The organism is Novosphingobium sp. ERW19 (genome assembly GCF_012641315.1).
Taxonomy (GTDB): Bacteria; Pseudomonadota; Alphaproteobacteria; order Sphingomonadales; family Sphingomonadaceae; genus Novosphingobium.
Genome location: NZ_JABAIC010000025.1, coordinates 1 through 12,615, shown reverse-complemented (window position 1 = coordinate 12,615; position 12,615 = coordinate 1). Strand labels below are relative to the sequence as shown.

Annotated in this window: 7 protein-coding genes; 5 read left to right on the top strand and 2 right to left on the bottom strand. The window is 64.1% G+C overall.

Features of this window, described 5'->3' with window-relative positions:
* The first annotated feature begins 210 nt into the window (after nucleotides 1–210).
* The 5 genes from glpD to HGI46_RS21535 all read left to right on the top strand — a co-directional run bounded on the left by glpD (nucleotide 211) and on the right by HGI46_RS21535 (nucleotide 8,699).
* Nucleotides 211–1,752 (top strand): glycerol-3-phosphate dehydrogenase, encoded by a 1,542-nt coding sequence (gene glpD, locus HGI46_RS21555; protein ID WP_168905804.1) that lies wholly within the window; start codon nucleotides 211–213, stop codon nucleotides 1,750–1,752.
* A gap of 36 nt (nucleotides 1,753–1,788) precedes the next feature.
* Nucleotides 1,789–3,279, top strand: a complete 1,491-nt coding sequence (glpK, locus tag HGI46_RS21550; RefSeq protein WP_168905803.1) for a glycerol kinase GlpK — start codon at nucleotides 1,789–1,791, stop codon at nucleotides 3,277–3,279.
* A 236-nt stretch (nucleotides 3,280–3,515) separates the two neighbouring features.
* On the top strand, nucleotides 3,516–5,768 hold the full coding sequence (locus HGI46_RS21545) for a TonB-dependent receptor (RefSeq protein WP_168905802.1): 2,253 nt from the start codon (nucleotides 3,516–3,518) through the stop codon (nucleotides 5,766–5,768).
* A gap of 124 nt (nucleotides 5,769–5,892) precedes the next feature.
* Nucleotides 5,893–7,800, top strand: a complete 1,908-nt coding sequence (locus HGI46_RS21540; RefSeq protein ID WP_346766793.1) for a glycoside hydrolase family 2 TIM barrel-domain containing protein — start codon at nucleotides 5,893–5,895, stop codon at nucleotides 7,798–7,800.
* Nucleotides 7,797–8,699 carry an alpha/beta hydrolase gene (locus tag HGI46_RS21535; protein ID WP_168905800.1) on the top strand — a complete coding sequence of 301 codons (903 nt, stop codon included), beginning with the start codon at nucleotides 7,797–7,799 and terminating at the stop codon, nucleotides 8,697–8,699. Before HGI46_RS21540 ends, HGI46_RS21535 begins: the two co-directional genes overlap by 4 nt.
* An 86-nt stretch (nucleotides 8,700–8,785) precedes the next feature.
* On the opposite strand, the gene HGI46_RS21530 is transcribed toward HGI46_RS21535, so the two are convergent.
* Both HGI46_RS21530 and HGI46_RS21525 read right to left on the bottom strand, forming a co-directional pair.
* The gene (locus tag HGI46_RS21530) at nucleotides 8,786–11,221 is read right to left on the bottom strand and encodes a TIM-barrel domain-containing protein (RefSeq protein ID WP_168905799.1); all 2,436 of its coding nucleotides are present in this window, start codon (nucleotides 11,219–11,221) and stop codon (nucleotides 8,786–8,788) included.
* Between the two features lie 4 nt (nucleotides 11,222–11,225).
* Complete coding sequence (locus tag HGI46_RS21525) at nucleotides 11,226–12,473, bottom strand: MFS transporter (protein WP_168905798.1); 1,248 nt, start codon at nucleotides 12,471–12,473, stop codon at nucleotides 11,226–11,228.
* Between the last annotated feature and the right edge of the window lie 142 nt (nucleotides 12,474–12,615).

The window sequence follows — 12,615 nt, the reverse complement described above, 5'->3', positions numbered from 1 at the left end:
GTGATTTTCATGGGGGTTTCACTCGCTAAGGACAGGCGGATTGTGGTATTACCGATTGACGGACCAGTTTCGGTCTGTCAAGTTCCCTGAATTGGTATTACCAGAAAGTTCCCAAAATAAGGCCCCTGCGATGACTGGCACGCTCTACCGCGCCCGGAGCGTTGCTTTCCTGACGCGGGCTTCGGCGGGATGGCAGTCCGGAGGCTTTGAATGACAGTGTCTTACCCCGCGTTTGACCCGAACCAGATCTTTGATCTGCTGGTCATCGGCGGCGGCATCAACGGCGTGGGCATTGCCCGCGATGCCACGGGCCGCGGCCTGCGCGTGCTGCTGGTGGAGCGCGACGATCTGGCCTCGCACACCTCGTCGGCCAGTACCAAGCTGATCCACGGCGGCTTGCGCTATCTCGAATACTACGAGTTCCGCCTTGTGCGCGAATCGCTGCAGGAGCGCGAGCGGCTGATCAGGATCGCACCGCAGATCAGCTGGCCGCTGCGCTTCGTTCTGCCGCAGCCCGAAGGCGGGCGTCCGGGCTGGATGATCCGGATCGGCCTGTTTCTCTACGATCATATCGCCGGGCGGCACAGCCTGCCCAAATCACACGGGGTGAACCTGCGCGATCCGAACTGGGGCAAGGGACTGAAGCCGGGGCTGTCCAAGGGCTTTGTCTATTCCGATGCCTGGGTCGACGATGCCCGGCTTGTGGTGCTCAATGCGATTGACGCTGCGCAGCGCGGCGCGACGATCCTGACCGGAACGGCAGTGTCCGGGGCCGAGCAGCAGGGCGATGCATGGGCGGTGACGCTGGAGCCGAACGCCGATGCTCCCGCGCCGGCCATCGCTGCGCCGTGCACGGTGCGGGCACGCACCATCGTCAATGCCGCCGGGCCATGGGTGGCGAGCATGCTGGGGTCGCTTTCCGGGGCGCAGCGCGATGGCGCGATCAAGCTGGTCAAGGGCAGCCATATCGTCGTGCCCCGGATCTATCCCGGCGATCACGCCTTCATCCTGCAGCAGGACGACGGACGGATCGTCTTCACGATTCCCTACGAAGGCGAGTTCACGCTGGTGGGCACGACCGACGTTGCCGTGGGCGAGGAGGAGCGGGCGCGGCCGAAGATCAGTGCGGAAGAGATCGCCTATCTCTGCGCGGCGTCGAACCGGTATTTCGAACGGCAGATCGCGCCTGCCGATGTGGTGTGGACCTATTCGGGCGTGCGCCCGCTGTTCGACGACGGGCAGGAGGACGCCAAGGCGGTGACGCGCGATTACGTGCTGAAGCTGGGACGTGCGGAGGGCCCGCAGGTGCTGAGCGTGTTCGGCGGCAAGCTGACGACCTACCGCCGTCTTGCCGAACATGCGCTGGATGACCTCAAGCCATGGCTTCAGGGATCGGGAGACGCGTGGACCGATACCGTGCCCCTTCCGGGCGGCGATCTGGGGACGGGTGGCTTTGCCGCATTCCTGCAGCAGGCGCGCGAACGCTGGCCGTTTGTGCCGGCGCAGACCATGGAGCGCATGGCCCATGCCTATGGCACGCGGATCGCGATGATCCTTGGGGAAGCGCAAGGATGGCAGGACCTCGGCAGCGATTTCGGCGGGGGTCTGACCGAGGCCGAAGTGCGGTATCTGCAGGCATACGAATGGGCGCGCAGCGCCGAGGACGTGCTATGGCGGCGCAGCAAGCTGGGTCTCACGGCGGTGCCTGATATGGCGGAGAAGCTGGCGTTCTGGTTCAAGGCCAACGCTTGACAGATTTCTGCCTGAAAAAATTTGGGAGTGATGGGAATGGGTGACCTCGTACTGGCGATCGACCAGGGCACGACTTCGACGCGCGCGCTGATTTTCGATGGCGGGCGGCAGGTGGTGGCGAGTGCCCAGCGCGAGTTTGCGCAGCACTATCCGGCCGATGGCTGGGTTGAGCATGATCCGGAGGAGATCTGGGCTGACACTCTGCAAACCTCGCGCGAGGCGCTGGCCAAGGCTGGCGTAGGGCCGGAAAGCGTCGCCGCGATCGGCATCACCAACCAGCGCGAGACCGTGGTGCTGTGGGACCGCGCCACGGGGGAAGCGCTCCATAACGCCATCGTCTGGCAGGATCGGCGTACAGCGGACGTCTGCGCTGGGCTTCAGGCGCAGGGGTATCAGCCTTTCGTGCACGAGAAGACCGGTCTGCTGCTGGACCCCTACTTTTCGGCGACCAAGATCGCGTGGCTGCTCGACAACATCCCCGGCGCCCGGGAACGGGCCGAGCGGGGTGAACTGGCGGCAGGGACCATCGACACGTTCCTGCTGTGGCGACTGACGGAAGGGCGTAGCCACAAGACCGACGTGACCAACGCCAGCCGCACCTTGCTGTTCGATATCGTCTCGCAGCGCTGGTGCCCGGAATTGCTCAGGCTGTTCCGCGTGCCTGCCGCGCTGTTGCCGGAAGTGTGCGCCAGCGCGGACGACTTTGGCACGACCACCCTGCTCGGCGGCAATATCCCCATTTGCGGCGTGGCGGGCGACCAGCAGGCGGCGCTGGTCGGGCAGTCATGCCTTGCGCAGGGGCAGGCCAAGATCACCTATGGCACGGGCGGCTTCATGCTGCTCAACACCGGCACCACCGTGGCGCGTTCGCGCAGCCGCCTGCTCAGCACGATTGCCTATCGCATCGATGGCAAGACCCACTACGCGGTCGAAGGTTCGCTGTTCGTAGCTGGCGCTGCCATCAAGTGGCTGCGCGATGGGCTGGGGATCATCGTGGCGGCAAAGCAGACCCAGGATATGGCAGCGCGGCTGCCCGACAATGGCGGCGTCTACATGGTGCCGGCCTTTGTCGGGCTCGGCGCGCCGCATTGGTGCACCGAGGCGCGGGGCATGCTGGCAGGGCTGACGTTCGATTCCAGCGCCGCGCACATTGCTCGCGCGGCACTGGAATCCGTGGCCTACCAGACCGCAGATCTGGTTGCCGCGATGGCGGATGACGGGGTCGAAGAAGGGGCGGGGGCGCTTTCCTCGCTTCGCGTTGATGGCGGGATGGCGGCCAATGACTGGTTCTGCCAGTTCTTGGCCGACATGCTGGACATCACCGTGGAGCGGCCGGCGAACCTGGAGACGACGGCACTGGGTGCGGCCATGCTTGCGGGGCATCATTGCGGTGGCTGGCCCGACGCGCTTGACGGATCAGCCGCTGTCGAAGGCCTGACGCGATTTGAGCCGACGATGGCACGTGACCAACGCGCCCGGCTGACGAGCGAATGGCGTGCTGCAATCCGGCGTGCAACACTTGCATGACCGCCAGGTGGATAGGATTCTGGTCAGACCAATAGGAAAGATTGCAACCAGTTTGAAGCCAGAATCGCCAGCGGTTGCTTGCATTCCAGCAACAAAAGCTCCGGATTTGTAACTCTGGAGAGGCATCTTACCAATGTCCTGTCATATCTGTAAAACCAGTCTTGCATCTGGCTAGGCCATTTGGTAAGAGACCCTGTCGTATGCGGATAACAGTCCGCGCAGGAGGAGGGGTTTTCATGAAGTGCTTCCGTAATTCGCTTGGTGTCAGTGCAATCGCGTTGGCGATCGCCTTCGGGGCGCAATCGGCATCTGCGCAGACGGCCGCTGAAGATGCGGCTCCTGCCGATACCGGCGAAATCATCGTCACTGCGCAAAAGCGTGCGGAAAACGTGCAGAACGTGCCGCTGGCCGTGTCGGTTGTCGGGCCGACGCAGCTGGCTGCTGCCGGCGTTCGCGACTTCGGCGACCTTGGCAAGATCTCGCCCTCGCTGACCATTCGTCCGGCCGAGCATCCCGTCAACGCCAACGTCTCGCTGCGCGGCGTCGGCACCTTCGCCTTCGGCATCGGCGTGGAGCCGAGCGTTGCCGTGCTGGTCGACGAAGTGCCGCTGGCGTTCCAGGCGCGCGCCTTCAGCGACCTGCCCGATATCGAGCGCATCGAAGTCCTTCGTGGTCCGCAATCGACCCTCTATGGCAAGGCGGCTTCTGCTGGCCTTATCAACCTGATCACCCGCAACCCCACCGACGAGTTCAAGATCCGCGCTAATGCCACGGCGACGACCGACAGCGAATATGGCGCCAACTTCAGCGTTTCGGGTCCGATCAGCGATACGCTCGGTTTCGTGGTGTCGGGTGCCTATTCCAAGTGGGATGGCAACACGCGCAACCTGTTCAACGGCAAGAAGGTCAATGGCCGTGAATCCGGCAGCGTCCGCACCAAGCTGCGGTGGGAGCCGTCGGCCGATGCGAGCGTGACGCTTTCGCTCAACTACATGACCGGCAACACCACCGTTGGCCGTCCGTACATCCGCATGACCCCGGGCCTGCGCTTCCGCGGCACCGGCCAGGCGGCAACCGTCGTGATGCCGGGTGTAACGCCGGGGCCGGAAAACACCAACGTCAGCAACAACTACAACGCGCGCACCGATTATGAAGGTGGCGGCGGCAACCTGCGTGGCGAGTTCACGCTGGGCGATCACACGCTGGTTTCGATCACCTCGTACGACAGCTTCGAGCTGAACGACTACTTCGACTCCGACGAGACTTCGTCGAGCCTCGCGTCGGAAAACAACATCCAGACCGGCACGTTCCGTTCGAACCTGTTCACGCAGGAGCTTCGCCTGCTTTCGGACGGTTCCAAGCCGTTCCGTTACACGCTCGGCGCCTACTACGCCAATGTCGACTTCGAGCGTCCGTTCTATCGTGGCCCGGCATTTTCGCTGGCAAACTGGTTTGCCACTTCGAAGTCCAGCCAGATCGCGGCGTTCGTGCAGGCTGACTGGCAGTTCATGCCGAACGCAACGTTCACCGGCGGCGCGCGCATCCAGAACGAGCGCATCGGCTATACCTTCAAGGATATCCAGAACGGCAACGCCCAGTTTGCGGGCAATGCACAGGACACAGCTGCGACGTATCGCGCCAGCCTGCGCTACGAGTTCACGCCGACGATCAGCGCCTTCGTGACCTATTCGACCGGTTACAAGGGGCAGACCTACGACCTGACCACTGGCTTCAACGCCAACCGTGCCAACGCCGGTCCGATCAAGCCGGAAACTTCGCGCGACATCGAATTTGGCCTGCGCACCCAGCTCTTCGATCGCAAGGTTACCTTCAACATCACCTACTTCGACACGACCTACAAGAACCTGCAGGCGCAGGCTGTGGAAGTGTTGCCCGACCTGACCACCAACTTCCGCCTGACCAACGTCGGCAAGCTGGGCACGAAGGGCGTGGAAATCGATGCAGGCTTCCGTCCGAGCGACCTGTTCAACCTCAACACGTCGATCGCGGTTCTCGACGCCAAGTATCTCAGCTTCCCGTCGTCGCCGTGCTTCCCGAACCAGTCGGCAGCGCAAGGTTGCGACCGTACGAAGACTCCGGCCTTCCAGAACCTGACCGGCGAGCGCGCCGTCCAGGCGCCGAAGCTGAAGTTCAACGTGACCGGCGAAGTGACGCCTTCGCTGACCGAGAACATCCGCGGGTTGATCCAGGCGAACGTGCAGTACACGGGCAGCGTGTTCTACGTGGCCCGCGATCCGCAGACCTTCCAGAAGGAATACACGATCGTGAACCTTTCGGTCGGCGCGCGTGACGAGAGCCGGAAGTGGGAAGTGGCGGCGTTCGTCAACAACCTGTTCGACGTGCAGTACTATCCGACGCTGATCAACAATTCCGGCGTCTGGGGCGGCGGCAGCAACATCGCCACGGCAGCAATTCTCCCTCGTGATTTCCGCCGCTACGGCGGGGTTCGGGCCAGCCTGAACTTCTGATCACGGATGGCCGGGCGGGATGACCGCCCGGCCATTTTCTTCAATGACAACTGCCGGTTGCGCACTGCAAGAGCAGGTGAGGCTGCAGGAAAGATCATAAATCGCAGCAGGAGAGAGCATGCGCGTGACAAGGTTTGATCGAGCATTTCTTGCCCCGCTGCTGGCGGGTGCCTTCGCTTTTGCGACCCAGGCGATCGCGGCTGACTCGGTGTTCACCACCCTGCCGCTTGCCACCGTCGATACCGCACCGTTGCTCGTTTCGGCAGACATGCGCGAAGGCGTGGACCTTTCGGGCGAATGGAACTGGTCGATCGATCCTTACCGTTCGGGCATTGCCGGATTCCACGGCGAAGCGCCCAACCGGACCGAGCAGCGCTGGCTCGACATCGATGTGCGCAAGGCGCTGGCGCAGGACAACCGCGAGCTGTTCGAGTTCGATCTCGATCATGATCGCAAGGTCAGGCTGCCGGGATCGTGGCTGGCCGCTTCGCCTGAGATGCGTCATTATCAGGGGCTGGTCTGGTATCGCCGCCATTTCGATAGCCCCCAGGCACGCAAGGGCCGTTATTTCCTGCGCTTTGGCGCTTCGAACTATGCCACGGTCGTCTTTGTCAACGGCCAGCCGGTCGGCCGACACGAGGGCGGGTTTACGCCGTTTGCCTTCGACGTGACGAAGCTGCTGCGCTATGGCGACAACCAGATCACCATCGGCGTCGATTCCGCCGCCACCGCAGCAACAGTGCCGCCGCCGGTCACCGACTGGGAGAACTATGGCGGCGTGACGCGCGATGTGAAGCTGGTCCACACCAGCGACACGTACGTCGACAGCGCTTGGGTGCGGCTGACGCCAGAGGGCAAGATTGCGGTCGATGCCCATCTTGATGGTCCGGCTGCGGCGAACCAGCCGGTGCAACTCAAGGTTGCCGGGCTGCCGTTTGACCTCAAGGGCCGCACGGACGCGCAGGGCAACTGGCGCGCAACCGCCACGGCCCCACGGGCACTGATGCGCTGGACGCCGGAAAGCCCGAAGCTTTACGATGTGACGCTGGCAGCCGGCGAGGACACATGGCGTGACCGGATCGGCTTCCGCACGATCGAGCGCAAGGGCGCGGACATCCTGCTGAATGGCAAGCCGGTGTTCCTGCGCGGCATCTCGATGCACGAGGAGGAGATTTCGGCCAACCCGGCGCGCGTCATCACGCCCGAAAATGCCCGCGCCCTGCTGGGCGAGATCAGGAACGGACTTCACGGCAATTTCGTGCGCCTTTCGCACTATCCCCATTCCGAAGTGATGACCCGCATGGCCGACGAAATGGGCCTGCTGGTGTGGAGCGAGGTGCCGGTTTACTGGATGGTGGCGTGGTCAAACCCCGCCACGCTGGCGACGGCGCGCAACATGCTGGCCGAGAACATCCTGCGCGACCGCAATCGCGCCTCGGTGGTGATCTGGAGCGTGGCCAACGAAACTCCCGTCAGCGATGCACGCAATAGCTTCCTGCGCACGCTGATCGGTGATGTGCGGCGGCTCGATCCCAGCCGCCTGGTCAGCGCGGCGTTGCTGGTCGAGCGGGACAAGGGCGCGGCGGTGCCGACGATGACGATGGCCGATCCTCTGGCGAACGATCTCGATATCGTTTCGATCAACACCTACAATGGCTGGTACACGACTGACCGGCTGGCTGACCTGCCGAAGAGCGTGTGGAACCTGCCAGCAAACAAGCCGCTGATCTTTTCCGAATTCGGTGCCGACGCCAAGGCCGGCTTCCACAGTCCGGACGGCATGCAGAAGTTCTCGGAGGAATTTCAGGCCGAGTTCTATCGCAAGACCCTGGAAATGGCCGATCGCGTGCCGACCCTGCGCGGGATTTCGCCTTGGATCCTCAAGGACTTCCGCTCGCCCCGTCGGCAGAATCCGGATTTCCAGATGGGCTTCAACCGCAAGGGCCTGATTTCCGAGACCGGCGAGCGCAAGCAGGCGTTCAGTGTGCTGGCGGAATACTTTGCCCGCAAAGCCGGAGAGCTGAAGAAGTGAAGCGCATTCTTGTTGTCGTATTGAGCCTTGCGGCAACGCCAACGCTTGCCGCGCCGGGTGACTGGGTCAATGGCGTGCTGCCCGTCGCCACGCCGCCGGCGCTGGCCAGCGTGGACCTGCCAGTAACCTTGCGGCGCGCCAACCCGGCGCAAGAAGCATGGGCGCAGCAGACGCCCGACCAGCGTCTGGTCTACAACGTCAGCAAGCCGCAGCTGATCGTGTGGCCAAGCAGCCTGCCTGCCGATGCCGATGCACCGGCGGTGCTGCTGGTGCCGGGTGGGGGCTTCCAGTTCCTTGCCATGGACAACGAAGGCTTTAACGTTGCCCGCCGGCTCGACAAGCTGGGCGTGCGCGTGTTCATCGTGAAGTACCGGACGCAGCCGGTGCCAGACAGCATCGAAGGCTTCAGGCAAGCACTCGGCAACCTGTTCCAGAAAGGCGCGCCGGTTGACCTGACCAATCGTGACTATGCCGTGGCCGACACGCAGGCGGCGATCCGCTTGGTGCGCAAGGAGGCGGCGCGCTGGCACGTGAACCCCGCCAAGGTGGGAATCATCGGCTTTTCGGCAGGGGCCATGACCACGCTGGCCACGACGCAGGCCAATGCAGCAGACGCGCGTCCGGACTTCGTGGGCATGATCTATGGACCGACCGAGAAGACCGATGTGCCGGCCAATGCGCCGCCGCTGTTCGCAGCGATTGCCGCAGACGACCGTTTTTTCATCAAACAGGATTTCGGGTTGATTCACGCCTGGCGGCAGGCCGGCGCGAAGGTGGAGTTTCACCTTTACAGCGCGGGTGGACACGGCTTTGCCTCGCAACCCAACGGCACGACGAGCGATGCCTGGTTCGATCAATACGCGCTCTGGCTGAAGGCCAACGGTATCGTCAGCCGCTGAATCCAGCTTCAGGAATCCACCACTGCCAATGGCAGTTCAACTTTCCGGCCCGAGTGCAGTGCATTCGGGCCGGTTTTTTGTCGGGGTCAGACCTGCCAGTCGACGACCTTGCGCGTGAGGCCCAGCACCTGCGCTGAACGCACGGGCAGCGCGGTGCCGTTCACGGTAATGGTGCGCTGTTCGCGCTCTGGCACGGCGAAAGACAGGACCGGAGATGGCGCCGCGTCGGGGCCACGCCACGAGGCCTGAATGTCGATGGTGCTGGCTGAGGTGTGGATGACCGCCTGCCACATCGGCGGCTGTGCGGGATCGGGCCAGGCCTCGCCCGCTTCGTCATAGCCCGACCACTCCAGAAGGCTGTCGCCCGGTGCCGGCATGAGCAGCACGGCAGGCTGCGGCGCTGGCGGGGCAAAGCCGCCCGGCGCAATGTCGACAAGGTGGGCGGAACCTTCGCGTGCCAGCAACGGCGGCAGGCCCTCGGCGGGGGCGGGCAGATCGTGAACCTTGCCGCCCTCCAGAAGCCGGTCGTCGCGCAGGTCGATCCAGCGGGCCGGGCCGGGGAGGTAGGCCTGCACCGTATCCACCCCCTTGTCGAGCGCGGGGGCGACCAGCAGGTTCGGCCCGAGCAGGTAGGTATCGGCGTCGATCCAGGCCTGCGGATCTTGCGGAAAGTCGAGCCAGAGCGGCCGCGTCACCACGTCATAATGGGCGTGATGGCGCCACAGCAGATCGTGCAGCAACGGCACCAGCGCGCGGCGCAGGTTCATCATGCCGACGATTGCCGGGGTGGTTTCGGGATACATCCACGGCTCGTTCACCGTGCCATCGCTGTTCCAGCTGTGGATCGAGAAGCGCGGCATGAGGATTCCCGCCTGCACCCAGCGCAGCAGCAGTTCCGGTTCGGGCGAGGGGCCGACAAAGCCGCCGATGTCGTGCCCGGTATTGGAGACGCCGGACAAGGCAAGGCCAAGTCCCATCTTCTGGTTGTAGCGCAGGGTCTTCCACGCGGTGAAGTTGTCGCCTGACCAGGTCTGCGCATAGCGCTGCATCCCGGCCATGCCGCTGCGGGTGACGAGATAGGGGCGCTCTTCAGGGCGATAGGCGATCTGCGCCACGCGGGAGGCGCGCATCATCAGCAGCGTTTGTGCAGGGCGTTCGGCAGCGGCAGGGCGCGGCGATCCGAACCCGGCGAAGCGGGCGCTCTTGTCCCAGATTTCGTACTCGTTGTTGTCGTTCCACGTGGCGCGCATGCCGTAGGAAAGCAGCTGCGCAGTCACCTGCTCGCGCCACCACGCGGCGGCGTCCGGGTTGGTGAAATCGAGGTAGCTGCCCAGTTCATCCCAGAACAGGCACTCTACCGGCTGGCCATCCTCGTCGCTGACGAACCAGCCGTTGGCCGCCAGTTCGGCATAGCGCGGGTGCGACAGCAGCAGGGCAGGCTTGATGTTGGGAACCAGCTCGACGCCCGCATCGGCATAGCTTTTGACGAAGCCTTCGATGTCGGGGAACTTGTCGCGGTTCCAGTTGAAGACGTAACGCTTGTCGCCGATCGAGGTGTAGCCCGATGACAGGTGGAACGAAGTGCAGGGCACGCCGTGCCGTTCGAGGCCTGCCAGAAACTCGCCCATCTGCTCCTGCGCGTTGGGCGCATCGGTATAGAGCATGGTCGAGCCCGAATAGCCTACTGACCAGCGCGGCATGAAAGCGGGGCGGCCGGTCAGCCAGGTGAACCGTCTGGCCACCGCGTCTGCATCGGGTCCGGCAATCATGTAGTAATCAAGATCGCCGCTTTCCGCGCGCATGTAGCGGTAGTGCGGGTGGTAGTTCGAATGTTCGTGGCCGAAATCGAACACCGGATCGGCCAGCGTATCGTAGAACACGCCATGGGCCGCGCCTTCGCCGTCGACCACCAGCACCCACGGGATGGACTTGTAGAGCGGATCGTCGCTCTGCGCGTCATAGCCCATGCAATCGAGATTGGTCAGGCGCAGGCGGCGTCCGGCGCGGTCCATGTCGCCGCTGCGCTCGCCCAGGCCGTAGTAGCGCTCGCCCGGGCGGCGCTTGACGTAGTGATAGGTTGCATCGTCCCACCAGCCGAAATTGTAGGCCTGGGGCGGGCGGTCTTCGCAGATCAGCTGCCAGCCATTTGCCGTCGCCTGATGCCAGGTGCAGAGCAGACCCTCTGGCTTGATCGTGAGCTTCAGCCGCGCGGTGGCGATGACGATCTCGTCGGCCGAATTTTCAAGCGTGAAAGTCGGGGTGGAAAATCCGCTGGTGTCCATGCGGTCCCGGCCCGGCTCGGCGATGTCTTCGGCTCCCGGCGCGATGGTCCAAGAAGGCGGAGAAGTGACCTCGCCATTGGCAAGCAACAGCACCCGGATCACGTCGTCTTCGAGCATAAAGACATGGGCAACCGCGCCGGTGTCGGAGCCGAGGGTTACGCGCGGTCCATCGACTTGCGCCACAGTGAAGCGAGGCGGCGCGGACAGCCGGGCGCGGCGCGGCGGGGAGACGTCGTTCATGGGCTCAGGCTTTCGCGAAGGTGAGGCGGCGGCGCAGGGCGAGGAGCCAGATCGCGCCGATCAGGTCAAACAGGCCAAGGCAGGCGAACAGCGGCGCGAAGCCGATCGTGTCGGCAAACTGGCCGATGGCGAGGGAGAACAGAAAGCCGCCGGTCCAGCCCGCCATGCCGACCAGGCCGTTGGCCTTGGCGATGTCGCTCTTCGGGAAGACGTCGGCGGACAGCGTGTTGATCAGCACCGAGATCACCTGATGGGCAAAGCCGCCAATGGCGAGCAGCCCGATGGCTGCATAGGGGCTGGCGACGAGTCCGACGCAGCCCGGTGCAATCATCAACACGGCGCCGATCCAGATGCCCGCGATGCGCGATCCTTCGAGCGTCATGCCCTTCCAGCGCTGCAGCCACGGTGCGAGATAGCCGCCGAGAATGCCGCCTGCGTCTGCCGCAAGGAATGGAACCCAGGCGAACATGGCGATCTGCGTGAGGTCCCAGCCGCGCTCCTTGGCAAAGTAGAGCGGCACCCAGAAGCTGAAGGTCTGCCATGCCGGCTCGGCGAGGAAGCGGGGTACAGCGATGGCCCAATAGCGCGATGAGCCGACGATCGAGCGGATCGTCGTGGCGGAGACCGGGACCGGGCGCTGGCCTTCCTGGATTGCTGCCAGTTCTTCGGCGCTGACATAAGCAGCGTCTTGCGGTGAGCGGTACCAGCGATACCACGCCGCGGCGAAGATCAGGCCAATGCCACCGGTAACGACGAAGGCAGCCTGCCAGCCGTAATGCTTGGCCAGCAGCGCGGCCATGACCGGCGCGATCACGGCGCCCAGCGCTGTTCCGGCGTTGAACCACCCCGTGGCAACCGAGCGTTCGCGATCGGGAAACCATTCGCCGATGGTCTTCATGCCGGCGGGGATGACGGCGGCCTCGGCCATGCCAAGCAGGCCCCGAAACGCTGCGAGCGACAACCACCCGCGCGCAAAGCCATGTGCCATGTTGGCCACACTCCACGCAACGGCGAACAGGGCGAAGCCTGCTGTCAGGCCGATCCGGTCGATCAGCATGCCGCCGATCGGCTGCATCACCGTGTAGGCCAGCTGGAACGCGCCGACGATGTAGGAATACTGCTCGGTGGTGATCTGCAGGTCGAGCTTGAGCTGCGGCGCCAGCGCGCCCAGCGAATTGCGCGCGATATAGTTGAGGATGGTGCCGACCATCACCAGCACCAGGATGCGCAGCCGCGCCGATTTCCAGTTCATGCCTTGCAATCCTCTCCCCGCGGCTGGTTCTACCAGTTCCACATGGTGCCATCCTCGAGCCGTGCGACGGGGAGGTAGGCGGGTTTGTAGGGGTATTTGGCGGCGAGTTTCTCGTCGATGTCGACGCCGTGTCCGGGGGTGT